Annotated in this window: 28 protein-coding genes; 14 read left to right on the top strand and 14 right to left on the bottom strand. The window is 43.2% G+C overall.

Annotation, left to right across the window (positions count from 1 at the left end; all coding sequences use genetic code 11):
* On the bottom strand, positions 1–915 hold a 915-nt coding region (locus ACTRWF_RS07150), incomplete at its 3' end, for a hypothetical protein (protein WP_462835288.1).
* 404 nt (positions 916–1,319) lie between these two features.
* On the opposite strand from ACTRWF_RS07150, the gene ACTRWF_RS07155 reads away from it, so the two are divergent.
* Positions 1,320–2,078 (top strand): C1 family peptidase, encoded by a 759-nt coding sequence (locus tag ACTRWF_RS07155; protein ID WP_462835289.1) that lies wholly within the window; start codon positions 1,320–1,322, stop codon positions 2,076–2,078.
* 9 nt (positions 2,079–2,087) lie between these two features.
* Positions 2,088–3,491 (top strand): DUF4831 family protein, encoded by a 1,404-nt coding sequence (locus ACTRWF_RS07160; RefSeq protein WP_462835290.1) that lies wholly within the window; start codon positions 2,088–2,090, stop codon positions 3,489–3,491.
* A gap of 200 nt (positions 3,492–3,691) precedes the next feature.
* Here ACTRWF_RS07160 and ACTRWF_RS07165 read toward each other — a convergent pair whose 3' ends face one another.
* Positions 3,692–3,877 (bottom strand): AlpA family phage regulatory protein, encoded by a 186-nt coding sequence (locus tag ACTRWF_RS07165; RefSeq protein ID WP_462835291.1) that lies wholly within the window; start codon positions 3,875–3,877, stop codon positions 3,692–3,694.
* A gap of 407 nt (positions 3,878–4,284) precedes the next feature.
* On the opposite strand from ACTRWF_RS07165, the gene radC reads away from it, so the two are divergent.
* Together radC and ACTRWF_RS07175 are read left to right on the top strand one after the other, a co-directional pair.
* A complete protein-coding gene (radC, locus tag ACTRWF_RS07170) occupies positions 4,285–4,755 on the top strand; it encodes a RadC family protein (RefSeq protein ID WP_462835292.1) in 471 nt (156 codons plus the stop codon).
* A 113-nt stretch (positions 4,756–4,868) separates the two neighbouring features.
* Complete coding sequence (locus ACTRWF_RS07175) at positions 4,869–5,429, top strand: tyrosine-type recombinase/integrase (RefSeq protein ID WP_462835293.1); 561 nt, start codon at positions 4,869–4,871, stop codon at positions 5,427–5,429.
* 6 nt (positions 5,430–5,435) lie between these two features.
* Here ACTRWF_RS07175 and ACTRWF_RS07180 read toward each other — a convergent pair whose 3' ends face one another.
* Together ACTRWF_RS07180 and ACTRWF_RS07185 are read right to left on the bottom strand one after the other, a co-directional pair.
* Positions 5,436–6,101, bottom strand: coding sequence for a YagK/YfjJ domain-containing protein (locus tag ACTRWF_RS07180; RefSeq protein ID WP_462835294.1), 666 nt, complete (start codon positions 6,099–6,101; stop codon positions 5,436–5,438).
* Between the two features lie 229 nt (positions 6,102–6,330).
* On the bottom strand, positions 6,331–7,383 hold the full coding sequence (locus ACTRWF_RS07185) for a hypothetical protein (RefSeq protein ID WP_462835295.1): 1,053 nt from the start codon (positions 7,381–7,383) through the stop codon (positions 6,331–6,333).
* A 392-nt stretch (positions 7,384–7,775) separates the two neighbouring features.
* Between ACTRWF_RS07185 and ACTRWF_RS07190 the strand changes: the two genes are divergently transcribed.
* The 10 genes from ACTRWF_RS07190 (at position 7,776) to ACTRWF_RS07235 (ending at position 16,198) form a co-directional block, all read left to right on the top strand.
* Positions 7,776–8,420 carry a tellurite resistance TerB family protein gene (locus ACTRWF_RS07190; RefSeq protein ID WP_462835296.1) on the top strand — a complete coding sequence of 215 codons (645 nt, stop codon included), beginning with the start codon at positions 7,776–7,778 and terminating at the stop codon, positions 8,418–8,420.
* A gap of 17 nt (positions 8,421–8,437) precedes the next feature.
* Positions 8,438–10,051 carry a DUF726 domain-containing protein gene (locus ACTRWF_RS07195; RefSeq protein ID WP_462835297.1) on the top strand — a complete coding sequence of 538 codons (1,614 nt, stop codon included), beginning with the start codon at positions 8,438–8,440 and terminating at the stop codon, positions 10,049–10,051.
* Between the two features lie 267 nt (positions 10,052–10,318).
* Complete coding sequence (locus tag ACTRWF_RS07200) at positions 10,319–11,011, top strand: tRNA-uridine aminocarboxypropyltransferase (RefSeq protein ID WP_024016349.1); 693 nt, start codon at positions 10,319–10,321, stop codon at positions 11,009–11,011.
* A gap of 74 nt (positions 11,012–11,085) precedes the next feature.
* Positions 11,086–11,586: a thiol peroxidase gene (tpx, locus tag ACTRWF_RS07205; protein WP_012518566.1), complete on the top strand. Its 501-nt coding sequence runs from the start codon at positions 11,086–11,088 to the stop codon at positions 11,584–11,586.
* Positions 11,587–11,658: 72 nt separating this feature from the next.
* A complete protein-coding gene (locus tag ACTRWF_RS07210; protein ID WP_024016348.1) occupies positions 11,659–12,489 on the top strand; it encodes a sulfurtransferase in 831 nt (276 codons plus the stop codon).
* A 54-nt stretch (positions 12,490–12,543) separates the two neighbouring features.
* Positions 12,544–13,317, top strand: a complete 774-nt coding sequence (cobB, locus tag ACTRWF_RS07215) for a Sir2 family NAD+-dependent deacetylase (RefSeq protein ID WP_257720488.1) — start codon at positions 12,544–12,546, stop codon at positions 13,315–13,317.
* A gap of 12 nt (positions 13,318–13,329) precedes the next feature.
* Complete coding sequence (locus ACTRWF_RS07220; RefSeq protein WP_012518563.1) at positions 13,330–13,956, top strand: LysE family translocator; 627 nt, start codon at positions 13,330–13,332, stop codon at positions 13,954–13,956.
* A gap of 82 nt (positions 13,957–14,038) precedes the next feature.
* Positions 14,039–14,770, top strand: a complete 732-nt coding sequence (locus ACTRWF_RS07225) for a hypothetical protein (protein WP_020743669.1) — start codon at positions 14,039–14,041, stop codon at positions 14,768–14,770.
* Positions 14,763–15,554, top strand: coding sequence for a glucosaminidase domain-containing protein (locus tag ACTRWF_RS07230; RefSeq protein ID WP_015067296.1), 792 nt, complete (start codon positions 14,763–14,765; stop codon positions 15,552–15,554). The genes ACTRWF_RS07225 and ACTRWF_RS07230 overlap by 8 nt, the downstream gene beginning before the upstream one ends.
* Positions 15,551–16,198 (top strand): DUF2987 domain-containing protein, encoded by a 648-nt coding sequence (locus ACTRWF_RS07235; RefSeq protein WP_015067295.1) that lies wholly within the window; start codon positions 15,551–15,553, stop codon positions 16,196–16,198. The genes ACTRWF_RS07230 and ACTRWF_RS07235 overlap by 4 nt, the downstream gene beginning before the upstream one ends.
* 3 nt (positions 16,199–16,201) lie before the next feature.
* On the opposite strand, the gene ACTRWF_RS07240 is transcribed toward ACTRWF_RS07235, so the two are convergent.
* The 10 genes from ACTRWF_RS07240 to ACTRWF_RS07285 all read right to left on the bottom strand — a co-directional run bounded on the left by ACTRWF_RS07240 (position 16,202) and on the right by ACTRWF_RS07285 (position 25,409).
* On the bottom strand, positions 16,202–17,227 hold the full coding sequence (locus tag ACTRWF_RS07240; protein ID WP_020746032.1) for a patatin-like phospholipase family protein: 1,026 nt from the start codon (positions 17,225–17,227) through the stop codon (positions 16,202–16,204).
* Positions 17,228–18,181 (bottom strand): tRNA 2-thiocytidine(32) synthetase TtcA, encoded by a 954-nt coding sequence (gene ttcA, locus ACTRWF_RS07245; RefSeq protein WP_012518557.1) that lies wholly within the window; start codon positions 18,179–18,181, stop codon positions 17,228–17,230. It abuts the gene before it with no gap.
* 114 nt (positions 18,182–18,295) lie between these two features.
* Complete coding sequence (uspE, locus tag ACTRWF_RS07250) at positions 18,296–19,219, bottom strand: universal stress protein UspE (RefSeq protein ID WP_012518556.1); 924 nt, start codon at positions 19,217–19,219, stop codon at positions 18,296–18,298.
* 256 nt (positions 19,220–19,475) lie between these two features.
* Positions 19,476–20,216: a fumarate/nitrate reduction transcriptional regulator Fnr gene (fnr, locus tag ACTRWF_RS07255; protein WP_462835298.1), complete on the bottom strand. Its 741-nt coding sequence runs from the start codon at positions 20,214–20,216 to the stop codon at positions 19,476–19,478.
* 45 nt (positions 20,217–20,261) lie between these two features.
* Positions 20,262–20,921 carry an urease accessory protein UreH domain-containing protein gene (locus ACTRWF_RS07260; RefSeq protein ID WP_462835299.1) on the bottom strand — a complete coding sequence of 220 codons (660 nt, stop codon included), beginning with the start codon at positions 20,919–20,921 and terminating at the stop codon, positions 20,262–20,264.
* A complete protein-coding gene (gene ccoS / locus ACTRWF_RS07265; protein WP_012518553.1) occupies positions 20,908–21,138 on the bottom strand; it encodes a cbb3-type cytochrome oxidase assembly protein CcoS in 231 nt (76 codons plus the stop codon). Before ccoS ends, ACTRWF_RS07260 begins: the two co-directional genes overlap by 14 nt.
* A gap of 1 nt (position 21,139) precedes the next feature.
* Positions 21,140–23,530: a heavy metal translocating P-type ATPase metal-binding domain-containing protein gene (locus ACTRWF_RS07270; protein ID WP_462835300.1), complete on the bottom strand. Its 2,391-nt coding sequence runs from the start codon at positions 23,528–23,530 to the stop codon at positions 21,140–21,142.
* The gene (locus ACTRWF_RS07275; RefSeq protein WP_015067290.1) at positions 23,530–24,009 is read right to left on the bottom strand and encodes a FixH family protein; all 480 of its coding nucleotides are present in this window, start codon (positions 24,007–24,009) and stop codon (positions 23,530–23,532) included. The genes ACTRWF_RS07270 and ACTRWF_RS07275 overlap by 1 nt, the downstream gene beginning before the upstream one ends.
* A gap of 268 nt (positions 24,010–24,277) precedes the next feature.
* Positions 24,278–25,231: a cytochrome-c oxidase, cbb3-type subunit III gene (ccoP, locus tag ACTRWF_RS07280; protein WP_015067289.1), complete on the bottom strand. Its 954-nt coding sequence runs from the start codon at positions 25,229–25,231 to the stop codon at positions 24,278–24,280.
* A gap of 16 nt (positions 25,232–25,247) precedes the next feature.
* Positions 25,248–25,409, bottom strand: coding sequence for a cbb3-type cytochrome oxidase subunit 3 (locus ACTRWF_RS07285; protein ID WP_012518547.1), 162 nt, complete (start codon positions 25,407–25,409; stop codon positions 25,248–25,250).

A 25,409-nucleotide genomic window follows, 5' to 3' on the forward strand; every position in this document is an offset into this window, starting at 1 on the left:
CGGCGTGAATTCTAGTTGTTGTAATATGAAAGATACTTCCTTAATCAATACCGTAATTTCTCCAAGTTCTTCATTTAATTTCTTAGAAGCAGATATTTGTGATTCTATTGCAGCTTTATGCTTTTCTCGTAGTAGGCGAAACTGCCTATCTATCCTTCTGATAGGTGCACCAGGCTCCCAACAAAAACCAGTTTGACGATCTTCGACCAAGCATGGCCCATCAACCCAATAGTATTGATCTCCTTTGATGGTGTAATCGATGGTGCTCAAATCAACTAAACTATCAGTAAAGTTATGCTTTGCAACATAGGTACTATCGCCAAGCAAATCCAACCGAAGGTTTTTTAGTGTTGCTGTAGTTTCACCCTTTATTTCACGGGCAAGCATCACCAATTTTTCTCGACGTTTATTGAGGACAGTTGATAAGAATTGTTTTGCTCGGGTCTTAGTTATAAGGTACGAAAAGTTACAGTGGGTGAGCAATTCTGCCGTGGAACTAATTGCATTATCGTGATCAAAGCAAAACTGTAACGAATCACGATAGGATATCCAGTTAGGTGAATTGCTAGTCCAGTGCTCTTGAACATCATTCATAGCTGCATTTAGATCGGAATAGGCTCTTTTTAAAAAGCCCTCCTGAACAGCGTGCCTGAGCATAATATTAACTTCAAAGCGGGTTGGCAGTTGGTCCAACTTGGACAAAATCTGTTTATTTTGGTCAATAATAAACTCGGTATTTCTCTCTATCCTATTTAAACTTTGTTTAATCTCTGCTAGGTCTTCCATAACATCCTTTTGGAAGTTTAATGTTTTAAAAAAACTCACCACGGAAGCTGCGCCACCCACGCCGGACATTGCTGTGAATGCCCCTGCGTTTTCTTCACCAAACGCATTAATCGCATCTATCCAACTCATAGCTATTCCCTTTATACACTTTTCAGAAAAGTAACTAGAAAACAGAAATTGGCCTTCCTGTTCAAACAACGAGCAGCTTTATACGCAACCATGTATCATCCGTTAGCGTCTAGAATAAGCAGGTAGGTGTAAAAAAGTAAAGAAGTCTTTGTTTAATGCTTAGTGGCAAGAACGATGGAGAAAGGCTAAGTTGTTTTTTACCCAGGTAAAACCAAACTGGCCAATCACCTGTTACCACGCACGCTATCTAAATAGATAGCCTTTAGTGTTTAACAACTTTAATTTGCACTGGTAAGGCTCTAGTTTCCCTCAGCTGTGACTTTTAGTGAGATCAATAAGTATTTTTGCTCCCCCATTCAAAATTATATATAGTTTCCGCACTGCGCAAATTTTGAGCGATAAAAATGCCAAGGACTCGAGGCGGTGTCATTTCTTCACCTCACGATGGACGAGATATCGAATATCAATTCGATACTACTCATTCTCGTCAATTACAATTGCCCAGGCCTCCATTGAAGAACCAAGGAAGAGAGGTGGATGCTTGTACAGCTATGGCATTGTGCACCGCTATGGAATCTTTGGAATTTAGCGATGGGCAATTTATGCCTCTGTCACCACTATTCAATTACTATTATGCAAGGGTTTCTACATCTAGATTAGGCCCCGTTCCTCTGAGGTTTGCTTTGCATAGGGCTTTGGTGAATGGTGTTTGTCCCTACAGCGATCATCCTTACTCTTGTACCAAAGATAATGCTTTTAAAAGTCCGACTCCCGAAGCGATTGAGAGAGCAAAGCATCACAAGATCGGCTTTGATAGAAGAACGAATAGACCTGGATATTTTCCTTTAGATAGTCGAGCTTCTCCCCGTGTTGATAGGTGGAGAAATACCTTGGCAGCTGGATATCCCGTTATTTGTGCAATTTGGTTACAGGACAGCTATTGGAATGGTCGAGGAATTTTAAATGCTGAACAGACTCGTAGTCACCTATTACACGCTGTATGCGTATTGGGATTTGACGATGAAAAAAGTGTTTTTTTCGTAAGAGATTCAAGAGGAACTGAATACACTAACAATGGAGAGTGGCCTTTGGCTTATTCTATAGTGATGAGCTCACAAGTTCATGAAAGTTGGGCCATTGGACGGTTAACTTATAATTATTAAGGAATAATAATGACCTTTAAAATTAGCTTTATAGTAGTGGTATTCTTTATCGTAACTGGATGTGTATACACACCAAAAGTCGAGCATCTTGACGATGGTGAAGAGTGGGGGGGAGGTGGAATTCTATATGCTTTACCACGGACAAGCTTTGATGTAGTTTTTGAGGTAAGCCAGGTGAATTTTGGCGCCCCAGTCTGCAAAGATCCTTCTGACGAGTTATTAAAAAGAATCGATTTAAAGAGTTCTTTGGTATCAAATAATAAAAGAACAGTACACATGGTTAAAAGCAGTTCAATGGAGGCTAAACCTGTCCCAGATAAAAATAAAGTGTATGTCATGCATTTACCTGAATCTTCAAACTGGTCTAACACAAGCTTGCAGATAACGATTAACGAAAACGGCATAATTGAATCTGTTGAGAGCAGTGCAACAAGTAAGGCAGTCGAAATTGCAAGTAAAGTGCTTGAAATTGGGTTGAGCGTAGCGGTAGGCCTTTCACCTGCGGGTGCTAAATCGGAAGACTCATTACTTCCAGACGAGTGTGAACAAGCAGTAGTAGCTTATGAAGCCTTGAAACAGGAATGGAATAATTTTAGAGCTACTGGGTTTGATATTTCTCCCGAGCTATTGGGTATCTATCGTTCAGAAATAGAAAAAGAACAAGCTGCACAGCAAGCACACTTTACAGGAAAAGTGGATATAACCTTATCTAGTATTGTTTGTCATGTTTCACCAAAAGACATGAAGTCTATTTCTTTGTTCGATGTTGAAACAAAGCAAGGATTCAAATTGCACGAAGGATGCAGGATGACAGGCGACAAAATCACTACTTCAACTGCCCCCCTACAATGCAGTGATGACGATTCTACATGTGACATCAAACACATAGTGATGAATATAAAAAACCTTGATAAGCAAAAAACTCGAAACGCCAACTTTACACTTATCGATAAAACCAACACTAATTCATCTCTAATCAAAGAAAAGGGTTTTTATTATAATATTCCCATCGAAGCTATTGTTTCGATTTCGGGACATTCAAAGGCTGCTGTGGAGGATAAAATATACGCTTTGCCTCAATTGGGTTCAGTTGGCGCGCTTCCAAGGTTTAAAGGTAATAGTCCAGCCATGACTGTGGCACTTCACCCAGAAACAGGAGCCTTAAAAACTGTTAAAGTGACCAATGATGCTGCCGATTTACCAGGCCTTTTTAGTACTGTTGCAACGGGTGCTACAAACTATCTAGCTGCCAAAGCGGCCCAAGATGCGGAAGCCGCAGAGGTAGCTGCCAAGGAATCATTAGAAAAGGATGAACTAACTATATTGACTCGTACCAAAAATCTAGCAGAAACGAAGCTCGCTATAGAGGTGGCAAAAGAGGCACTTGCGGTGTATACCAACGAAGAAAACTGAACAATACAGTCTAGAGCGTTTATTTGCGTTATTTATACAGTCATATAGGGTTCGACAATGGGCCGTAGTCTGAATTACGTGAATTGTTTTTGATGAGACTGTAACTAATTTTAGTGTCTGCCTATCTCGTTTTTTTGAGATAGGCAGGTGCAAATAAATAAAACGGTGAACTTTATCTAGCGGTATTACTACCTTCCAAGTCACAACATGGTGCGTTGTTCTATTTTTTCCATAATCCAATTTTCCACTTCATCCTCTATCCAAGCAACGGCCTTAGCACCCAATGAAACCGGCTTCGGAAAGCTATCATCAGCCATGTACTTGTATATAGTGGCGCGGCTTAGGCTGGTCATTTTTATCACTTCTTTGATTTTAATAAGTCTCATGATGTTGTTCCGATGGTTTAAGTCATCAGATAACTGAGCGGTGTAATAAAAAACGTCTTGAAAGTACTTCACACCTACATCACGTGATTGCAGACCTAACTATTGGTCTGTATTCATTTCTATAGATAAAAATAGGAGGCAAACATGCCGATTACATTCATTGCTGGTTTTATTACTGGTGTGGGTCTTTATGAGTATTTTTCCAGAGGGCAAAACTTGTGAGCCGAATACTAACAGAATCACCGCTTCTCAAATTGTTTTTGACCGGGCTTATCGCTGGGTATAACTGGGCAAAGTGGGATGGTAAACAGCCTTAAGAAGAGGGGCCATTGGCCCCCTATGCCGTACTCGTATTTTTTTGGGACCTATATCACCTATAGGCATAAACAGGAATACAGGAGACTATTATGCCTATCAAACCTTTACTTTCCGAAACATATTCAGAGAACGACATACTGGCTTCAGCCGCTAATATTTTGGAAGAAAAGTTTACCCAGACCCCAACGTTCAGCTCTGCGGCAGAAACTAAATCCTTCTTACAATTTAAAATGGCAGCATTAGAGCATGAGACATTCTGCATCATGCATTTGAACTCACAGCATCATCTTATTCAGTTTGAGGAACTGTTTCGGGGAACCATTAACGCTGCGGCCGTATACCCCAGAGAGGTCGTTAAATCCGTGCTCGCTCACAACGCCTCTGCAGTGATTCTGGTTCATAATCATCCATCAGGGGTACCTGAGCCCTCTGAATCCGATAAGACGCTTACAAGAGGCCTCAAGGCCGCTCTCGCACTGGTCGACGTGCCGGTTCTCGACCATATAGTGGTAGGGAAAGAATGTGTGTCATTTGCTGAACGCGGGTTGTTGTGTACCTAAACTATCTAAGTTCCCAATATGGTTTATTGGGAACATTGCACCCCACGTAATTCAAGGGCTCTACATGCCCATCTTCCCATTTTTTAGATATACAGAAAAAGAGGAATATAGCTATGGCAGAAGTGCACGCTGTAAAAGATAAAGAAACCATTTCACTTATTTCCCATCTACTAACTATCAGATTTAGCAAGCAGATGTCTCTGATATGGCAGCTAGGGATCAATACTGCGCTACGCGTCTCAGATCTTCTCTCCATCAAGTTTAGCGATATTAATGACAACAGGCTGACTATACGCGAATCAAAGACTGGCAAAGTGGCCAGTATCGCGCTTAATGACAAGGCGTTGGCTCTGATCAAAGATATTAAAGCGCAGTTTCCTGGTCATCAGTTTGTCTTTCAATCTTATAGAAGCCGCTACGCTCAAAGTTCAGCCCCAAAACCGCTAAGTAGAAGGGCTGTGAGTAACGCACTGGACCAAATAGGGCAAGAGGTTAGGTTACGCCTAGGGACGCACTCAATGCGTAAGACAAGGGGTTATCATCTATATCGAGAAACCGGTGATATCGCACGGGTAATGAAAATGTTACGCCACAGTTCTGAGGCGCAAACATTACGCTATATCGGGATCACTCAAGATGAAATAGATAATGACTTTCGAGAGCTTGTTCTGTGACAACCATTAAACAGTGACTGTTAACGGGATCCTACTAGTACCATAGTTGCGTACACCTAGACCAGTTGGTTTCGACTCAATTTTCGCAAAGTAACTCAATCGTTTAAACAGGGTTCGGTACTTGGTGTCGAATCCTTGCTTATTCCGTTCAATGAAATACTCACTATTGGGAGGAAAGCTCACAAGTGAGGGCTTGAAACAAAAAGGGTTGTGATAAAAATGAGTGAACAGTGCGCTCTGCCATGCGCTAATAATCTTGTTATAGAGGTTCTCTCGCCCCTCTTGAAATACCCCGAGACTTCGATAAGCGTGACCATTGAGTAATATACACACGTGATAGTGCGGCTTACCGCTATGTCCTAGTTCCCTGGTCCAGACATATATCAGTTCACTTGGGTGAACGTAGCTTGTGCTATTTCTTTTTTTGTTAGCATAGTCTGCATTGAGCATTGCTTTAAGGGATGCAAAGAAGCGGGTGATCAGATTGGTGTCATAGTAATTAAAATCATCAGGTAACCTTAAGTCTACCCTGAATGCGAATACCTTGGAGTACTTCCTAAAGGCATGCTCCAGCACTTCCACGTTTCTTTTTAGATAATTGGTGAAATAGCCTCTTTTAGAGGGTAATAATGGTAATGTCAGGTATCTCGATTGGTTTGTGATGTTCTTCATTGTCTTTATGCTCCTGAATGGTTGGATACATAAAGTGAATGTGAACATTAAAAAAATACGCCCAGTTTCAGATAATATTCATACCCTAGAGAAATGTTACTTATTGCTGCGTCAAAATGAGTTGTGTGCTATCCAGAAACATACTAAAACATGGAAAACAACGCTCTCATATTAATCGCTAAGAGAGCCGCTAAAATGCTTGTCCAACAGCCTGGCTTTTTCAACCACGTCAGACAGTTGCAAAAATGAAATATGAAGGGTCAGTATGCTCCCAAATAGACTGTGTGCCAGTTGTCGCCAGTCTCAATATTAGGGACGGCTCTACGCTGTCTATAGCGATTCTTGTGATAGAACGATTTCCTACTGATGCTCGTATCGCTTTTTCAAGTTGAGCGTGCATCTCATAGCACATTTGCACAATTAATTGACCAAGTGGGGCTGTGACCTCTTTATCAGTGTCAAGAGACTCTACGAGCGTTAGCACTTGCTTTTTGAAGTTTGAATGGTCACGTTTATTTTTAATACCTCCGGTTGTTAAAACCCATCCAATCGACGTTAAAATTACTCCTTGTATTTTGGGGATAAGAGGGTTGTGTTCATGTTTGCCAGGAGACCTGTTCAAAGCTGGTAAAGCATTGAGTAATTTCGTCAGTGACTTATCATCCTTTATCCTCAATGCTCTCAATGTTCTTTGAACCAAGATCTCCTCTTTATACTTTAAATCAAGCTTCTTTTCTTCTTGATAAACTTTAAGTGCATCTTGGTGTTCTATTAAGTTAATTAGCAGTGTTTGAGCCGATATCGAGGCATAGTCTAGCTCTAACCGATAAATTCCAGGCTCCGGAATATCCTTGTATTCAGATATTAAGCTGTTTGGTTTATAAGCCCAGTTTTTCTCTCTTCGCCCATGTCGTAAAGACGGAAATGAAAGGGCTTCGAGGTGTGACTTTCTTTCCACGGTTTTTAAATTATTCTCAATATTCCTTGGGTCTATACCTGTTAATGAAGAGATCACACTGACATGGGAGCTTGAGGCGAAACCAAAATCATCACTGATGGAAAGCACTACATATAAGAGAAGACGTTGTACTAATGTTAATTTTTGTTCTTTCGGATAACCTTCACTAAATAAAACATTAGAGTAGATCCTTGTACAATAATCTGAAAAAGAATCAATTAGAGCTGATTCAGTCAGTCGATACGTATAGGTGCTCCTTCCTTTCTGAGTTCTCTTTTTTCGCCTCTGTAATAATCGGCACTTTCGTAGTTCTTTAGTTGCCATCAAGAGCGCTTTGTCAGAAATAGACAGCGTTTTACAGATTGACTCTACTGTGGCACTAAAAGAACTGCTATGCTCTTTTTGGCAGATATCGAGAAACCCTAACAATATAAATTTGGTTGCAGAGCTAAGTTTAGCCTCAGAATTTAGTTCGAATTCGGCTGTTATCTTTAATGGGTTTAGTGCCTCTGAAGTCATTGTTTATTGGGAGCGAAAGCTAAATTAAAATTTACGATAAAGCCTAGCTGGCTATTGCTTATTTTTCAAGCTCCTTATGTTGGTAGTGAGAATTGTTCGCATTATTAATGGTTGTTATTGGTCCTTACGTTTAACATCAAATTTAACTCGATTGGTTTTGACAATTTAATATTTATAGAACTAAAAGGAATGTTCATATGAGCTTTTGGAAGATTGCTGCTGGAGCTGCAGTCGGGGTAGGTGCGATTGCAGCAGCACCATTTACCGGTGGTGGCTCTATATTAGGGGCTGTTACTTTAGCTGGTTCTCTCGCTGGTGGAGGAACTATAGCAGCAGCAACAGTAGCTGGTGTTGCAGGGGCAAGTGCCGGATACGCAATGTCTGATCAGGATAAAAAGAATAAAGACGAAGTTCGAAATAAGGCAAGAGAAGAGGTGAAAGAAGACATTGAAAAATTGAAGAAAAGAAGCCAAGAGATGTCAAGCAAGCTCAGCGAACATGAGCATTATTTTAAAGAGCTAGTCGCCCTGGCCGCTGTCGGTTTTGCTACGGCGAACTGTGATGGAAAAATCTGTGACTCTGAAAAGCTCGAAATCTTGGAATTTGTCGCAGGTGTTAATGCCAGTAATATGCCGCAAAGTGAAAAAGAATTAATAGCATCGTTTGTGGAAAGTCCTCCGAATATTGAGCAAGCATTTCGTTTAGCAAAGGAGTTGGAGAATTACGCAGAATTGAAAGAAGACTTTGAAGCCGTTATTGATTTGGTTATGCATGCAGATGGTGTGACTCATACTTCTGAGGTTAAGTTTAAAGAGGAATGGCGAAATCTGAACGCCGCGTAGTTTTGAGCTAAACAATTATGAGTGAAAAGGCAAAACGTTTTTTAGATAGAAAAAAGCGACGTAAGGCTCTCAGCGACAAGAATGGAATGTATGAAGTTGTTGATGACAAAAACGAAAACAATACTTCGGTATCGCTCCACCTTAGTGACGAAGAGTTTACATCATCTATAAAGCAATATAGTGATTCTTATAATCGCTTGAGAACAGACGTAAAAGAGCTGCTCACATGGAAGCATGGTGCAGTTGAGAAGTATTGTTCTTGGTGTCTCGAAAAAACATGGCATGGGTTGGTTGAAGCTAACAGTTTGACAAGAGACTGTTACAAGTGTAATGACTGTAAAAACTTTACTCTGAAATGTCGTTTCCCTGGCTGTGACAATATGGCCACTTTCAAGCCAGAAAAAATCCAAGCTGAAAATCAGCTTGAACTTTTGAAGCAAAGCTGGGCGAGTGAGTACTGTGCTGAACACGATGGCACCATCTCGTCATTTGATACATTGAACGATACATTAGATGACATATCGAACTTCAATCAGATCTATAAAAGTAGGAAAGTCAATGTTGTCGCGTTAACAAAAACTACAGGGATTGCCGTAGCAACAGCAGGTTCGCTGGCTACAGGTGCGTGGTTTGCAGCTCCATGGGCAGCATCGGCTTTGGGTGCTTTTGGGGTTTTGGGAGCAGCTGGCACTGGTACAGCAATAAGTACTTTGTCCGGAGCTGCGCTTACAAGTGCATCACTTGCAGCAATTGGGCCTGGAGGGGTCGTAGGCGGAGTGACCTGCATTTCTGCAGCAGGGGCGGCTCTTGGAGCTAGGAAAGGAGCTGCAATAGGTGCTGGCTATTTTGGAGACATCAATGGATTTGATATCAAGAAGATTAGAGAAGGTAAAGGACCATCAATCATTTTCATCAATGGGTTCTTAACCCAATCGGATGCAATACAACAAAATCAAGATGAAGATACATGGCTTAACTCTATTAAAACGATTTATCCAGATAACCCATGCTACATTCTGAGCTGGGAATCATCGTCTTTGTTAGAAATTGGCAGATTGTTTGCCGGGTTCTCTTCGGTTGGGGGGAAACCAGCGTTATTAAAGGTATTAAAAGGTCTATCCAAAAAGGGTTCTAGCGTTTTTACTATAGTTGATTTAATCGCCAGTATTGTAAACAACCCGTGGCACAAAGCTGTAGTAAAATCAGAAATGACCGGTGTATTACTCGCCGATATAATTGCTCGAACACTACCAAGTGACGGATTTATTTTGGCAGGGCATTCTTTGGGTGCCAGAGTTGCTTATTACACAATGGCAGCTCTTTCAACTCTAGAGGGCGCTCCGCTTATTAAACGGGTTTATTTATTGGGGGGCGCTGTGGGTAACGACGATAGTTGGCAAAGTATTCCTGCGGCGGTCGAGGGGGAAATTTATAATGTCTACTCTACGAATGATGATATTCTTCGATATGCATACACGACCGCAAGTGCGTTTTCTAGCAAGCCCATTGGACTTGGCAAGATCATCTATTCGAATTCAGTAAACAATTTCAATGCGTCTAATTTGGTTATGGGTCACAGAGAACATAAACGTATGTTTGGTCGTGTGTTACAAGCTTTACATGATAATTGAGTTTAATTGTCTATATATGCCTTTTTATTTGCCGGGTTCAAGTCCGAAAAACGACAAATAGGAACCGGTGCTACGGGTGGTGCTACGGATTTGTGTTTATTTGGCTGTTACTATCAATATCAATGGTTTACTGAGCATTTCAAGTCCGGCCCCGGCACCATTTCTTAGTTACAAATTCCAAACTAGCTTAAATATTCAATTCGCTATGAATTACTATGGTAAAATCCATAAAAATTTTGGCTAAGACCTACTATCTTGAATTCAGTTATGTCATTGCGTTTAGATGAGTTATCTCGTGCTGAACGTCCCTTTCACGCCCGTGGTAGTAAAGTAATTCGCTGCGACGTGTGTTTGCTTCCCGCGCAAAATTGTATTTGCGAATTTAAGCCTGAACCTGGCACAGACGTGGCGGTTTTGTTTTTAATGTACAAAGGCGAGTACTATAAACCTACCAATACAGGTCGTTTGATAGCGGATGTGGTTAAAGACAACCATGCGTTTTTGTGGAGACGAACCGAACCTGATGAAGCGCTACTGAAACTGTTAAGCGACGATAAATATTTTCCCATTGTGGTATTTCCACACGAATATGCTGCAGCTGAACGTTGTATTGACGCTCCACCATTGAATACCGGCAAAACGTTACTATTTATCTTTTTGGATGGTACGTGGCGTGAAGCTAAAAAAATGTTTTCGAAAAGCCCTTATTTACATTGCTTGCCAGTACTTGGCGTAAGCAGTGAAGTGGCATCGGATTATTTATTGAGAGAATCAACACATGCATTTCAACACTGCACCGCAGAAGTTGGGATAAGTGTCTTGGCGTTGGCTGAACAAAAAAAGGGGGCGGAAACTTTGGCCCACTATTTCAGTGTTTTCAGGCGGGAGTACCTTAAAGGGAAACCCCACTTACAACACAAACTCGCATTTGCAGAAGCGCAGGTTAAAGAAAACGTATAAAAAACGTCACTTTTATTTGCGAAAGTATTGTTTTACATCCACTATTTTAACTTAACAAAACATGGAGAAAGCGAATGGCATCAGTTACTTTTCAAGGTAATGCAGTTTCAACTATTGGTCAGCTACCAGAAGTTGGCGCGAAAGCACCTGACTTCACTTTAGTGAAAGCAGATTTGGGCGAAGTAACACTGTCTGAGCTTGCGGGGAAAAACATTGTTCTAAATATTTTTCCTTCAATCGATACCGGTACGTGCGCTATGTCGGTTCGTAAATTTAATGAGGAAGCGGCAAAACTAGACAATACCACTGTTATTTGTGTTTCAGCAGATCTACCGTTTGCGGCTGGGCGTTTTTGCGGTGCTGAAGGTATTGAAAACGTACTTACAGGTTCTACATTCCGCTCAACCTTCGGCGATGACTACGGCGTAACGTTTGAGTCAGCGCCGCTTACCGGTCTACTTTCCCGTTCGGTTGTTGTTATTGATACTGAAGGCAAAGTTGTTTACACAGAACAAGTTGCTGAAACAACAGAAGAGCCAAACTACGATGCAGCTATTGCTGCACTAAGCGAATAAAGCACCGCCAAATTAAAAACGGCAGTTGTGATAAGGCACTCAATTAACTGAGTGCCTTTCAGGAGAAATAACATGTCTTCGGTTTTGCTTTCAGTAGCTGAATTAGCCAGTTCAATGCAACAAAAGCCCATTACGCTTTTACGCGCACTCATGGACGATCCCGTTTCGAAAACACCGGATACGCGAAAAGCGATGGTGTTACCCGCATCAGTTGATTTTGATTTAGACAGTGAAGGAAGCGATCACACCACGGGTTTTCCCCACAGCATGCCTTCAGCCGAAGACCTTGCAATTTATTTGGGGAATCAAGGTGTAACGGCCAATACACCAATCGTTGTATACGATACACGAGGTATTTATACCGCTCCTCGAGTGTGGTGGATGCTCAAAGCATTAGGCCATAGTGATGTCTACCTATTAAACGGTGGTCAACCCGCATGGGAAAATGCCGGCTTACCTGTTTCTGAACAACAGCAGTACGGAAAGTTAACGTATCAGGCCACGCCGCGCCCGGGTTGGTTCTCAAACTCTAGCGCTGTTTTGCAGGCGCTAAATACTGATGCGCAGCTTGTGGATGCGCGCAGTAGTGCGCGTTTTAAAGGTGAAATTTCAGAACCGCGCAAGGGGGTAAGAGCAGGGCACATGCCGGGTGCGTTCAATGTTCCTTTCGATACACTACTCAAAAACGGTCATTTTCTGCCCGTAAGCGAACTAGAAAACGTATTTAAGGGGGCTCATATCGATTTGCGAAAACCTATTATATGCACCTGTGGCTCGGGAGTAACGGCCTGTATTATTGGTGTCGCTGCGCTTATGTGCGGCGCAACACAAGTGTCTGTTTACGATGGCTCATGGTCAGAGTGGGGCGCAGGTACACACTATCCTGTGGTAACAGACGAATAAAAAAAGCGCTCACCTTAACAATGCGTATTTCACCGTTAAACATATCGGTTTACAATTACCCACCCATTATTTAAATGCAGAGAAAGATGGACTGACATGCCTGCTGATAATACCTTAACGAACCCTAAAATTGTTGTGCTTACTGGGGCGGGTATCTCTGCCGAATCAGGGCTAAAAACGTTTCGAGATAACGACGGGCTTTGGGAAAACCACCGCGTTGAAGAAGTGGCCACACCTGAAGCCTTTGAACAAAACCCAAGCTTAGTCTATCGCTTTTACAATGCCCGCCGCGCCCAGCTTCAGCAAGATGATGTACAACCCAATGCTGCGCACCAAGCGTTAGCTAAATTGGAACAAGCGTTGGGCGACGATCTCATGGTAGTTACACAAAACGTTGATGACTTGCACGAGCGCGGTGGCAGCAAGTCGGTTTACCATATGCACGGCAAACTTCTGTCGGCCCGCTGCGCCATTTCGCAGCAGTCTTTTGTGTGGCGCGATAGCTTTGATCACACTACAAAGTGCCCTTGTTGTCATCGAGTAACATTGCGACCCGATATTGTGTGGTTTGGTGAAATGCCCCTGTATATGGACGAGATATACACGGCGTTAGCCCAAGCTGACATTTTTATTGCTATTGGTACATCGGGCAACGTGTATCCGGCTGCAGGTTTTGTTCAGATCGCGAAAGAGTCGGGTGCATACACGATTGAAGCAAACCTAGCGCCGGGCGCAACCAATGCGTTATTTGACCAATCGTTAACAGGGCCGGCTTCTCAAATAGTACCTGAATGGGTAAATGAACTACTATCAAATTATGCGCTGTAGGGGGCGCAACGCATGCAGTATATGAATGAATTTCTCACCATCGCACTAGTACACCTTGTTGCTGTTGCAAGTCCAGGGCCCGACTTTGCCGTTGTGGTGCGCAATAGTGTTGCTTACGGTCGTCGCACCGCCATGTTTACTAGCGTGGGAATTGGTTTAGCCATTTTACTTCACGTTGCTTATTCGCTTGTTGGGTTAAGCGTGGTTATTGCTACTACCCCATGGCTATTTACAACGTTTAGCTATGCCGCCGCCGCCTATTTACTTTACCTTGCGTTCGGTGCGCTAAGAAGTGGCCCGGTGAAGCAAAACGAGGTAGTGAACTCAGAAAGCAAAACATCGCAAATTTCAGTGAAACGTGCGGTGTGGATGGGCTTTCTCACTAATGGGCTTAACCCGAAGGCAACGCTTTTCTTCCTGTCTCTTTTTACCGCTATTATCAGCATTGAAACCCCATTTAGCGTTAAGCTTGGTTATGGCATTTATTTAGCGATTGCTACTGGGCTTTGGTTTTGCTTTCTTTCTTATTTACTCAGCACTAGCAAGGTTGCCGAGCTTATTGGTAAAAAAGGTTACTGGTTAGACCGAGCTATGGGCGTACTTTTAGTAGGGTTAGCAGCAAAACTAGTATTAGGTTAACTTTTGTTTACCATACAAACAGGCATTTGTTTTTGTGAATTGGTATAATACCGCCGATTTCCCAAAAATATATGAGAGTTGTGTGAGAGACGTAAATCCTGACCGCCTGAACAGTACGTTAGCTAAACAGTATGTATTTGATATTAAAGGGCTATTGCGCCGTGCTGCGGGTTTAACCAAAGCTAACTTTTCTTCGTTATTACAAGGCAGCGTTGTTCTGTTCTTAACCTTCGTTGTGTTAGGGGTTTTTGCGCAGCAGTACATTACGATAAACGACGACGGAACATACGTTTTTGAACACCAGTCTATCATTGAAATTGTCGCTATCTGTATAGTCGCGCCCTTGCTGACAGGCCTGTATATGATGGGGGTCTTCGTTGCCCGTGGTGTCAAAACATCGGTGTTTACGGTATTTCAGTTTTTTCCGCTTTTATTGCTGTTAGCTCTCACTCAACTCGTTAATAGCATACTGGTACAACTTGGTGTGGTGCTGCTTATTCTGCCTGGCGTTTACTTTTATCTCGCCTCGTCTTTTTCGCTGATGTTAGTTGCCGATAGGAAGCTAACACCGATTAGCGCCATCATTCTCTCTTGCCGCGTGTTTAATGCTTATTGGGCACAAATAGCCAGCATATTTGGGGTGTTCTTTTTACTGTTTGCGACAGTGCCGTTAACCTTCGGTTTCTCGCTTATTTGGGTACTTCCCTTTTATTTTAGTACAATGGGTTTGCTTTATCAGGAACTAATAGGCGAACAAGGAGTGGGCACGGACGCATCTGAAAATGATGTAAATGAGTCGAGCTTTGATGCATAAACGTGAAACATTCAAAATTGTTCTTATAACGCTAGGGGTGCTGGCGGTCATTGTTATTAACGCCATTATCTTTACCGAAGACGAACCTGATATTTTAGCAATACCCCAAACGACAAAGGCGACAAAGCCAGTTCCAGATTTCTCTGTTTACACCAATGTCAAAGAGAAAAAGGAAGCGTTTTTTGATTATCTACGCCCCGAAGTAGAAAAGCAAAATGCCTATCTCTTAACCCTTAGGCACTATGTGCAGACACTTTATAGAAAGGCATTGGCAGATGAGCCTTTAACTGAAGAAGATGTTGTAAGACTTGAGTGGCTTGAAGAAGAATATCGAGTAAAAGCAACTCAGCCCCTTAAAACCAAGTTGTTAGCGCTACTGCAAAAAATTGATGTATTGCCAGCAGAATTAGTGCTAGTTCAGGCAGCGAACGAGTCTGCGTGGGGTACGAGCCGGTTTGCCAGAAAAGGGTACAATTTCTTTGGATTGTGGTGCTTCTCAAAAGGGTGTGGTTTTGTGCCAAGCCGACGAAACGACGGCGCTTCTCACGAAGTGGCTAAATTCGACAGCTTGTCGAGAGCGACCTATACCTACATGCGAAATTTAAACAGACACGACGCCTATGCCGATTTAAGAGAAATTCGCAGTCGATTAAGGGCGAACCAAATACCTATTACTGGAGTGGCATTGGCGGAAGGGCTAATGAACTACTCAGAGCGCGGAGCCGCTTATGTGGAAGAGCTTCAAACAATGATTCGATTTAACGAGGAGTTTTTATCCGAATGAAACGCGCTGCCTTATTTTTAGCTTCATCCCTACTTGTCGGTTTTGGCATCTCACCGGTAGCTGCAGAAACGATTGACGTTGAGTACAGTCGTTTCTATAGCCATGTTAAAAAACTGGATAACGAAGATACACAAGCGCTTCAATTTGCGTTTGGTTTTGTACGCGTAGGCGAAGGGCGCCTCTGTGAAGTTAATGGCGCAGCTATAGTGACTGATAAGAAAACGATGGCACTTACTGTAAGTGAAGAAGGGCGCTTTACCGTTCCCACCGAAAAAGCCCTGAAGCTAGCCAACGCACTGGTGCGCATTGATTTAGGCGAACGTGCCAATGTGTGCGATATGTCGGTTCAACTTGAAACAAAACCGGAATACCTAAAGCAATATTATACAAAAGATGACCTTACGTTTTTGTACGGGCAATACGAAGCTTTCTTTAATGAAATGGGGAGTTTTTTGTCTTTCATGATGCCTTCTGTAAAAGGCTTAATGATTCAATTTGACGATAAGAATTTAGATTTTATTACCCCGCAAGGTGTACAGATAAATAATGGCGTATTGCACCTTGAACAAGAGTGGATTGATGGCGCAAAAGGATTGACTTTGCCTCATGCGCCCCTTCGTGTTACGGCTATGGCGTCAAGCTAGTTATTACGTAAGTAACTGATATCTAATCTGTTCGGCTAAACGCGCGATGGTCTCTTCTCCCTTCGCGCACAGCTCTTCAGCTCTGTGAAACTCCATAATACCCACGTCTGTCAACTGAGGTTCAATTAAGATATCCGGCGGATCGCCAGCCAGACGAGAGCGTGTAACGCGCGCCTGCAGGATCTCTAATGAACTGCTCATCACGCTCATTATGCCCGGTGGGTTGCGCTTGTTTACCTTGACAGGAACTTCGGTAAACTCTTCTTCTACTTTATCGATAACATCTGCGGCAATACCTTCTTCGGTTTTAACGTTTTTGGCTGCATCGGCGTTAGGCTCTTCTTTATCCTCGATACTTTTATCATCTTGTTTACTGTCGGGGGAAAACCATTGACGCAATACGTTTTGGCTTTTGGTAAAAAAGTCTTCGGTCTTACGCTGATTTTCTTCGTGATCCTGTCTTAACTTTTCAAGGCGAAGAGGCCTAAAGTCGGCATTTAGGTTAACCGCGATGACAAAATCTGCGCCTAATTGACGGCACAAATTGACAGGAACAGGATTTACGACCGCACCGTCGACTAACCAACGGTCTCCATGAGCTACGGGCGCAAAGAGGGCAGGAATAGCGCAAGATGCTTGAATGGTATCGCCAATAGGACCTGAGTTAAACACCACTTCACGACCTGTGTATAAGTCAGTAGCCACGGTCGCAAAAGGTTTAAGCATATCTTCATAGCTAGATTCACAAAACTCGCTAGCAAGCTTGTCAAAAACCTTTTGTCCGCTAGCTATGCCACCACGCCTAAGCCCAACTCCCATAAGAGCAAGCACTTGCCAGTCGCTTAATGAACACGCCCACTCTTTTAAGCCTTCCAGCTTGCCACTTGCATAGGCAGCACCAACATAAGCGCCAATGGAGCAGCCGGCAACAACGTCTATTTTAACGCCCAGCTTTTCTAAGGCTTGAATGATACCTATATGGGTCCAGCCTCGTGCTGCACCAGCGCCTAACGCAAGTCCTATTTTCATCTATTTAGGTTCCACAATGTTTACCACTTCAATCGCGCTTTCTTCGGTTGCTAAAGCAGCGTTGCTGTTTGTGGTAAAAGAAGGTTGATCAAATCCAATGTCGCCATCTTCAACGGGGCCATCTTGGGTGGTAATACCTTTAAAATCGTACAAGTTGTTATCTACTAAGTGAGATGGCGCTACATTTTGAAGAGCGCTAAACATTGACTCTATTCGGCCCGGAAAGCGTTTGTTCCAGTCTTGAAGCATGGCTTTAATATTTTGTCTCTGTAAATTCTCTTGGGAACCGCATAGGTTGCAAGGAATAATAGGAAACTCTACGGCTTGTGAATATTTTACGATGTCTTTTTCTGTACAGTAGGCGAGCGGACGAATAACGATATGCTCGCCATTATCGCTGACTAGTTTTGGCGGCATGGACTTCAGCTTTCCGCCGTGAAACATATTTAGGAAAAAGGTTTCCAACATATCGTCACGGTGGTGACCAAGGGCTATTTTTGTTGCGCCGAGTTCTTTTGCGGTGCGATATAAAATACCGCGGCGCAGTCTTGAACAAAGTGAACAGGTGGTTTTACCTTCAGGAATTTTATCTTTAACAATAGAGTAGGTGTCTTCTTCTACAATTTTGTAATCAACACCAATACGCTCTAGATATTCAGGCAATACATGCTCAGGGAACCCTGGTTGCTTCTGGTCAAGGTTTACCGCAACTATGTCGAAGTGAATAGGCGCAATCTTCTTTAAAAACAACAAAATGTCCAGCATGGTGTAACTATCTTTACCGCCAGATAAACACACCATGACTTTGTCATTGTTTTCAATCATACCGAAATCGCCTATGGCTTTACCCACATTGCGGCGAAGGCGCTTCTGAAGTTTGTTGAAGTTGTACTTTTGCTTACTTTGCGCTGCGTTTAGTACCGACGCATCAGCACTGCTTGTGCCTAAACTCATAATTAACTAGCTTGGTTCGTGATAAAGCAAGCATTATACAATAAAGGGCCTTTTCTAGACCATGCCTGTATTCTTAAATTTACGCATAAAAGGTTGCTCGTAAGGTTAATGGCATCACACACTTAACGGCGACTCGAATCCGTCTGGCTTGATAGCCAATACGTCACAATTTAGCTCATCAATAACATGCTCCGCCGTGTTCCCAATAAGCGCGGCAGAAAGACCAACACGGCCTACAGTGCCTATAATGACGAGTTCGGCGTCTAATGTCTTTGCCACTTGTGGAATGACTTTTTCAGGTAGCCCTTCTCTGACAACACATTTTTCATCTGCAATGCCGTACTTTAACGCATGGCTTTTCATTTCTTTCTTATGATGATTTTTTACCGCGTCATGATAGGTATCAGGGTCAAATTCGGGCACCTCGATAGCAATATTAAGTGGCGTAGAAGGGAAGCTATTGACTAAATTAACCTTACCTTTTAGCAAGGCCGCATAATCATTGGCGATAACGGTAATCTTGTCGTTAAGCGCAGCATGTTCTTCGTCTTCACTGCCGACGTTTACAGCGGCAATGATCTCGCCGCCTTCTGGCCAATCATGCTCTTTAACTAATAAAACGGGGCGCGGACACTTACGCATTAAATGCCAATCGGTAGGTGTAAAAATAACGGAAGCCAGGTCGTCATGCTTTTTAGTGGCTTTTACAACAAGGTCAATTTGATTCTTAAGTGTGTAATAGATAATCGATTCGTAGGCACGATTGTTCCATTCAACCACGATGTCAGTTTCACCGAAGCCTTGTTCTTTAAGCTGCCCAGAGAGCCATTTAGCATGCTCATTGGTAACAGCATCTCGCATGGCTTCTCGCTCATCTGGACTTAACATAGTGGTCATATCATAAGACAAGTCGTAAACCACCATAATCGCAGTTACAGAGGCCCCGGTCTTTGATGCTAATTCATAAGCGCGACTTAACGCGGGCTGGTTATCTCGCTCGGCATCGACTACCGCAAGGATTCGTTTACACTCAATCATAACTCCCCCTAATACGAAGTTTGGTCGTGGCTGTGTGAACGGTAACGTTCAACAGTAACTCTTACTAACTATAAACGACAATGTGGAAAACGTAAGTTGTTTTAGATCAAGTATTTTATATTGCAAGGCAAGCAACAATGTATAGTGACTGCGGCATTGGCACTAATGGGTAAAAAAGGTTTTGGAAGTAGGATTATAAAGCGCGCTGAATGCGCGCTTTTAGGAAGATAACACTATTTAACCGAGTTAGACCACGTTAGCCGTTACACACTATACTCGGGCCGTTAAGCACTTCTAGCTTGGTATTAAGGCGTTCAAAGTCCACAATCGTAATAAGTTTACCATCAACTTTAATAATATCTTCTTTTTGGAAACGACTTAATAAGCGACTGATGGTCTCTATCGTTAAGCCAAGATAGTTACCTATCTCGTTACGCGTCATCGTAAGGTGAAATTCTCTGTGTGAAAAACCGCGTTCTTCAAAACGCTGAGATAAATGAGAGATAAAATACAAAAGGCGTTCTTCAGCCGTGCGTTTGTTGAGAAGCATTATCAAATCGTGATCATGTTTAATCTCTGCACTCATAAAGCTCATAATTTGATGGCGTAATTTAGGAAACTGCATCGACATTTCGTCAAGCGTTTCGTAGGGCAACTCGCACACCATGGCGGTTTCTAGAGCCATTGTGTAACTTTGGTGCTTGTTTTCTCGAAGGGCATCAAAGCCAATGATGTCACCGGGAAAGTGAAACCCCGTTATTTGCTCTTCACCTTCAGAGTTAGTCACAAACGATTTAAATGACCCGGTTCTTACTGCATATAACGACTCAAACTTATCGCCGGTTTGAACAAGGGTATCACCTTTATGAAGGGGCTTTTTGCGCTCTATGATATCGTCGAGAGACTCTATTTCTGTCTTATTCAATGCAACAGGTAAACAGAGGTGACTGAAACTACAGTTCTGACAATGTATTGAAAATTCGCTTCCTTTGCTCATAAGACTGACTCTCTTAATGTACACATGATTATAGTACACGCATTTTCACATGAATGCGCCATAAATTAGATAAGTGGCATATATGGCCATTATCACAGCTATGACTTGTCTCACATAGCTGTGCTGAAAGCTTTGAACAAGATACTGGCTACCGGCACTTGCGGCTAACAATGTGGGTAACGTTCCCAAACCGAAGAAAAACATAATGCCAGCGCCTTGCAATGCATTACCCGCTGCCAGAGACCAGGTTAGCGTTGAATAGACCAATCCACATGGTAGCCAGCCCCATACAAAGCCGTAGGGAACCGCGCTTAACGGCGTTTTGAAAGGAAGAAATCGTTTTGATAAAGGCTGAAGCTTTGCAAACAGGCCTTTGCCCGCGTTTTCTAAGACCGATAAACCCGTCCACCATTTCCCTAAGTAACAAGCGAGTAAAAGCAACATGATGCCGCTTAGAAGAGAGAGGGCATAATTAGCAAGCGGTACGAAGTCAGCAGCTATTTTTCCAAGCGCACCGGTAATGGCCCCTGCTAGTGTATAGCTAGTAATGCGTCCCATGTTGTAGGCGAGGGTGTAGGGCAATACCGATGCCCCCTTTGGCGATACCACTCTAAGCGCTGCAACAATACCGCCGCACATGCCTACACAATGTACGCCTCCTGCTAAACCTATAAGAAAGGCAGAAAAGTAATTAATCCCGTCCATTATCTTCTTGGCTTTTTGCTGCCTTATCTTCTTGTATTTGTTTGCGCTGTTCGGCCAGTTTTTTCTCTTCTGGCGATAAGTCATCGTCAAAAAGAATGCTATAGCCTTGGCGGTCTAAATCCTCGAACTGATTGGTTTTTACCGCCCAAAAGAAAATGACAATAGCGACTGCCACAATAATGATGGCGATAGGAATTAATACGTAAATAATACTCATGCTATTTGCTCAAAAGTCGCGTTGAGTTTGTAACTACAATGATACTGCTTAATGACATACCCACAACCGCCATCCATGGAGAAAGTAAACCAGACACGGCGAAAGGCAATATTAAAAGGTTGTATCCCACAGCCCAGCCGATGTTTTGTCTTATTTTCTGTTTCACTTGATGTGAGGTTTTAATTAGCGCTGGTACAGATAACAGTTGATCGCCCAGCAATATAACGTCAGCAGCCGTTTTGGCAACGTCCGTTGCGTTACCCACTGCAATGGCAACATCTGCACTGGCAAGTACAGGTGCATCGTTAATGCCGTCGCCCATCATCATTACTTTGGCTCCCCCTTGCTGCATTTGCTGAACCGCTTCGTATTTTTGTTCAGGTGTTAAGCCGCCTTTCGCCGTTTTTATGGGCAAAGGCGCGGTTAGCGTATCAACGTTTTGTTGGGTGTCACCACTTAATACCGCAAGGGTATGGCTTTGCGACAAGATATCTAGAGTTTCATGGGTATCGTCACGAAGGGTGTCACGTACTTCAAAAGCAGCAATGATTTGCCCTTTTACTGTTAAAAATACATTGGCTGATGGGTAAGTATCTGATGATGGTAAGTTAGCCAGGCTAAATGCGGCAGAGCCCATTGAAAAATGTGTATCATTGATTACACCGCTAATGCCACCCCCAGGCGTTACGGTAAAATTATCCACCTTGTGTGATACCTTACCGTTAAAGGCCTTCGCGATTGGGTGTTCGGAACGAGCTTCAAGCGCGCAGGCTATCGCCATAGCGCTTTCGCTATCAATTCCGTCAGCAAACCACGCATTGGAAATCGTAAACTTGCCTTGAGTCAGGGTGCCGGTTTTATCCAATGCTATGGTGTCGATATTAGTGATCTGCTCGAGGGCGTCGGCGCGTTTTAGCAAAATGCCTTGGCGGTTTAATTTCGCCATAGCGCAGGTTAGCGCTGAAGGCGTGGCTAAACCTAACGCGCAAGGACAGGTTGCTACCAGCACAGATATAGTGATCCAAAAGGCATCGTCACTGCCGTTTACGTACCAAAACCCGTAAGTTAACGCTGAGATAACCAGTACGGCGCTCACGAAATAACGGGAAAAGTTATCGGCTAATTGTGCCGCTTTAGGCTTACTCGCCATAGCGCTTGCCTGAAGGCGGACAATTTGATTTACCAACGCATTTTTAAGTGTCTGAGTAACTTTTACCGTTAATGTGCCGTCCTGACAAACAGTACCGCCATAAACGGTGCTATTGGCTGACTTTCGCACCGGATTGAATTCGCCGGTAAGCATCGACTCGTCAACGGCAGCGCTCCCTTGTGTTACCAAACCGTCTATGGGAATGGTTTCCCCTGGCTTAACCAGTACAATGTCATCTATTTTTAACTGCTTTGCTAAACATTCTGTTACGCTGTCGTTAGCTTCTAGCTTAGTGGCAGACACAGGCACGTATTGCATCATATTGGCGGATATTTGCGCAGCACGTTGACGGCTGCGATGCTCTAAAAAGCGACTGAGTAGCAACAAAAAGATGAACATACAGATCGATTCGAAATACACTTCACCTTGCTCTAGTACCGTAGAGCGAATTCCCGCAATATAGGTGCCGAAAATAGCCAGTGAGACCGGCACATCCATATTAACTGTTCTTGCACTTAGGGCTTTTGCTGCGCCTACATAAAACGTACTGCCTGAATAAAGCACTACAGGGGTGGTAAGTGTCAGGGCTACCCAGTAGAAATACTGACGAGTTTCAAGTTCTATAGCCCCGAACCAGTCGAAATAAAGCCCGGTCATTAGCATCATCACCTGCATAGTCATGATGCCGGCAAGCCCCAGTTTTTTTAAAAATGTTTTTTGTTCTCGCTTATAGCTGGCTTCGTGTTCATCGGGGTGGAAAGGCGAGCCAACGTAGCCGATTCGTTTGAGCGTAGAAAGAATTTGGCTAAGTTTGATTTGAAATGGAGACCAAGTAACCAGTGCGCGGCGCTCTTGTACGTTGACCGCCACTTGCTTTATGCCTTCTACCTTAGACAGCTGCTTTTCAATAAGCCAGCCACAAGCAGCACACGTAATACCCTCAAGGGTCAGTTGAATTTGTTTATCTTGACCTTCCTCGAACACAAATTCTTCTTGCAGTGACGGGTCGTCATAAACTTTTGATTTATCGAGGGTCTCAAGAATCCCATCGTCAGATTTTTGCGCAGGCTCAGTTCTGAATTGATAGTAGTCTTCAAGCCCGTTGTCTACGATTGCTTCGGCAACAGCTAAGCAGCCTGGGCAGCACATATCGCGCTGCTGACCTAGAATAACTGTATTAAACTTTCCTTCCTCGTGACTCGCAATGGGCAGGCCACAGTGATAACAGTCGTGCGTGGCCATTATGGATTGAATTTCATTTTGCCAGCGTGGGGAAGGTAGAGGATATTTTGAATTTTCCAGCTATCGTCAATAGGCGTAAGTGAGACCCGCCACTTGCCGTCGAGGCTTTCTTCAACATACCCTCGGTAGATACCACTAGCATCGCGGCTAAGTAGTACGCTGACATCACGCTCTTCAAGCGTTACATGATAGAAGTTAAGTTTCACCGCATTGCCGTCTTGTGGAATGCCAGAGTGAAACTCAAGGGCAATACTTCCATCTTTAATGGTTAAGTCGGTAGTGATATTCATGCGACGGGCTATGGCTTCTTTATCCAAGCGCGCATTAATCGCTTTCCCTTCTTTGTAGTAATCGTCGACCACTAAACTATCTTCAGTGGAAATGGCTAGGTTTAACAGTACACCACCCATAATAAGGGTAATGATAGGGACGGCAATTAAAAACCAGGGCCAAAACTCTTTATACCAGGGTCTATTCATTCAACTTTTCTCGTGGTTACTACGCTAACAACATAGGTATTAATACTGCTTAAACAGAACTCAGTTAAAGCAATAACCATAACTATGGCGTTGGATATAGGCATTTATACTATTTACGTTAGTTAAAATAGGATGTGTGCTACGTGCTGCTAAGCGACAAATACGCGTTTTATAACGTTGTAGCGTACGCAAATTATATGTCTGTATTTTCTCATAAAAAAAGCCCCGTAGTAACGAGGCTTTTTGAGATATTTAATGATTTAAATCATTAATCATTTGAAAGGCTGTAAACGTACGCCGCAACTACGTGAATTTTATCATCACCCAAGGTTTTCTTGAATGAAGGCATTACACCGTTACGACCATAAGTTAGTGTTTCAGTGACCGCTCTGTGGCTGCCGCCGTATAGCCAGATATTGTCAGTAAGGTTTGGTGCACCTAGTGCCTGATTACCTTTACCGTCCATACCGTGACATGCCGCACATGCTGCGAAACGCGCTTTACCCGCTTCAGCAAGCTGTGGGTCTACATCGCGACCGCTTAAGCTAAGTACATAGTTAACGACTTCTTCGATACCGTCTTCACCCATAGCATCAAGCCATGCAGGCATTGCTGCTTGACGACCAAGCGTAAGGGTTTCTACGATTTTCGCACCTGAACCACCGTACAACCAGTCGTTGTCCGTTAGGTTAGGGAAGCCGCCATTCTGACCACGTGCATCTGAACCGTGACACTGAGAGCAGTTTTGTAGGAATAAACGCTGACCTACTTTATTTGCTTCTGGGTCTTTAGCCAGTTCTTCAACAGGAACTTGCGCGTAGGCTTCGAAGATCGGGTCGAACTTCTCAGCAGCGAAATCAAGTTCACGGTCATACTCCACTAGGTAGCCTTGCTCTTTTGCGTCAATACGCGCCTGAACTGACTCTTCTAGCGACTGAATATTTTGGTTAGAACTCTTCCAACCCAAAATACCTTCATATGCACCTAGGCCAGGATAAAGCGCTAGATATAAAAAGCCCCAAACGATGGTCATGTAGAACATAATTGTCCACCAGCGAGGAAGTTGATTATTCAACTCCTCAATACCATCGAATTTGTGGCCCATTGACTCACCTTCAGGTACACCGGTCTTGTTCGCAAGGGTCCAGCGTAGAAGGAAGTAGCAACCAATGATTAACCCTAGGGTTATCACTGAAATCCAAATTGTCCAAAACATACTCATGAGTTCGAGACTCCTGCTAATCTTCTTTTGATTTTTCTTTTTCTTCGTCTGCAAACGGTAAGTTTGCTGCTTCGTCGAATTTCTTCTTGTTGCGGCCGCTAAACGCCCACCACACAACACCGATGAAGCTTACAAAGACGATGACAGTAAAAATGCTGCCTACAATTCCTTGATCCAT

It is taken from the genome of Alteromonas sp. G5_S2_22_S1 (assembly GCF_054968525.1).

Coding starts and splice junctions, on each gene's coding strand:
- ACTRWF_RS07270 (WP_462835300.1), bottom strand. CDS start 23,530: ATGGCCACGCACGACTGTTATCACTGTGGCCTGCCCATTGCGAGTCAC.
- ACTRWF_RS07210 (WP_024016348.1), top strand. CDS start 11,659: ATGTCTTCGGTTTTGCTTTCAGTAGCTGAATTAGCCAGTTCAATGCAA.
- ttcA (WP_012518557.1), bottom strand. CDS start 18,181: ATGAGTTTAGGCACAAGCAGTGCTGATGCGTCGGTACTAAACGCAGCG.
- ACTRWF_RS07190 (WP_462835296.1), top strand. CDS start 7,776: ATGAGCTTTTGGAAGATTGCTGCTGGAGCTGCAGTCGGGGTAGGTGCG.
- ACTRWF_RS07260 (WP_462835299.1), bottom strand. CDS start 20,921: ATGGACGGGATTAATTACTTTTCTGCCTTTCTTATAGGTTTAGCAGGA.
- radC (WP_462835292.1), top strand. CDS start 4,285: ATGCCTATCAAACCTTTACTTTCCGAAACATATTCAGAGAACGACATA.
- ACTRWF_RS07240 (WP_020746032.1), bottom strand. CDS start 17,227: ATGAAAATAGGACTTGCGTTAGGCGCTGGTGCAGCACGAGGCTGGACC.
- ACTRWF_RS07235 (WP_015067295.1), top strand. CDS start 15,551: ATGAAACGCGCTGCCTTATTTTTAGCTTCATCCCTACTTGTCGGTTTT.
- ccoP (WP_015067289.1), bottom strand. CDS start 25,231: ATGAGTATGTTTTGGACAATTTGGATTTCAGTGATAACCCTAGGGTTA.
- ACTRWF_RS07155 (WP_462835289.1), top strand. CDS start 1,320: ATGCCAAGGACTCGAGGCGGTGTCATTTCTTCACCTCACGATGGACGA.
- fnr (WP_462835298.1), bottom strand. CDS start 20,216: ATGAGCAAAGGAAGCGAATTTTCAATACATTGTCAGAACTGTAGTTTC.
- ACTRWF_RS07175 (WP_462835293.1), top strand. CDS start 4,869: ATGGCAGAAGTGCACGCTGTAAAAGATAAAGAAACCATTTCACTTATT.
- ACTRWF_RS07200 (WP_024016349.1), top strand. CDS start 10,319: ATGTCATTGCGTTTAGATGAGTTATCTCGTGCTGAACGTCCCTTTCAC.
- uspE (WP_012518556.1), bottom strand. CDS start 19,219: ATGATTGAGTGTAAACGAATCCTTGCGGTAGTCGATGCCGAGCGAGAT.
- ACTRWF_RS07275 (WP_015067290.1), bottom strand. CDS start 24,009: ATGAATAGACCCTGGTATAAAGAGTTTTGGCCCTGGTTTTTAATTGCC.
- ACTRWF_RS07220 (WP_012518563.1), top strand. CDS start 13,330: ATGCAGTATATGAATGAATTTCTCACCATCGCACTAGTACACCTTGTT.
- ACTRWF_RS07195 (WP_462835297.1), top strand. CDS start 8,438: ATGAGTGAAAAGGCAAAACGTTTTTTAGATAGAAAAAAGCGACGTAAG.
- ACTRWF_RS07180 (WP_462835294.1), bottom strand. CDS start 6,101: ATGAAGAACATCACAAACCAATCGAGATACCTGACATTACCATTATTA.
- ACTRWF_RS07285 (WP_012518547.1), bottom strand. CDS start 25,409: ATGGATCAAGGAATTGTAGGCAGCATTTTTACTGTCATCGTCTTTGTA.
- ACTRWF_RS07165 (WP_462835291.1), bottom strand. CDS start 3,877: ATGAGACTTATTAAAATCAAAGAAGTGATAAAAATGACCAGCCTAAGC.
- ACTRWF_RS07230 (WP_015067296.1), top strand. CDS start 14,763: ATGCATAAACGTGAAACATTCAAAATTGTTCTTATAACGCTAGGGGTG.
- ACTRWF_RS07160 (WP_462835290.1), top strand. CDS start 2,088: ATGACCTTTAAAATTAGCTTTATAGTAGTGGTATTCTTTATCGTAACT.
- ACTRWF_RS07185 (WP_462835295.1), bottom strand. CDS start 7,383: ATGGCAACTAAAGAACTACGAAAGTGCCGATTATTACAGAGGCGAAAA.
- ccoS (WP_012518553.1), bottom strand. CDS start 21,138: ATGAGTATTATTTACGTATTAATTCCTATCGCCATCATTATTGTGGCA.
- tpx (WP_012518566.1), top strand. CDS start 11,086: ATGGCATCAGTTACTTTTCAAGGTAATGCAGTTTCAACTATTGGTCAG.